Below are 654 nucleotides of genomic sequence, written 5' to 3'. Positions count from 1 at the left end.
TCTGTTTCAGCTTCCTATAAAGAAAATTGGGGAGATGCACCCAATAGCAAAGGCACTCCTGGCACGGCCAACGAAATCACCCCGGACACCACCCCGCCAACACTTAAATCACTGACCGTTCGTTCCGGCTCGCAACTTGCACTTACGTTTTCAGAACAACTGGATGACGCCACCACAGAAAATACCTCCAATTACTCTTTAAATGGAGGCCCTGCTATCTCCGACGTTACCTACGCGGCATCCGACAGCGTGTTTATAAATCTTGGAAGCCCCCTGACCAATGCTACAAATTATACACTGACCGTAGAAAATGTTACGGATATTTTTGCAAATACAATTGCATCTACCGATACCTCATTTACTTATTACGAGGTATCTGCTGCAGATTCCGGGGACGTTTTAGTCAACGAGTTCAACTATGAACCTGCTTCGGGCACAACAGAATTTATTGAGCTCTATAATCCTACGTCAAAATCTTTCGACTTGCGCAATTGGCGTCTCAGTGACAATCGGGGCTATAAAGCGGATATCAGTAATAGCCAAGCCATTATCCCGCCCGATAGTTTTGCCGTTATTGCCCCCGACAATACGCTACTTACAGACTACCCGGATATCAACCTGGTGGTAATGGCTGATTTCCCCTCTCTTAATAAT

General features: G+C 45.9%; 1 protein-coding gene. It reads left to right on the top strand.

Annotated features, from left to right (window positions below; translation table 11 throughout):
* A partial coding sequence (locus G3569_RS18235) for a lamin tail domain-containing protein (RefSeq protein WP_165271517.1) occupies positions 1 to 654 on the top strand: 654 nt, incomplete at both ends.

Origin of the sequence: Fodinibius halophilus, assembly GCF_011059105.1 — a bacterium.
GTDB lineage: Bacteria > Bacteroidota > Rhodothermia > Balneolales > Balneolaceae > Fodinibius > Fodinibius halophilus.
The sequence above is the reverse complement of the archived record's forward strand: the minus strand, read 5'-3'. Positions and strand labels throughout refer to the sequence as shown.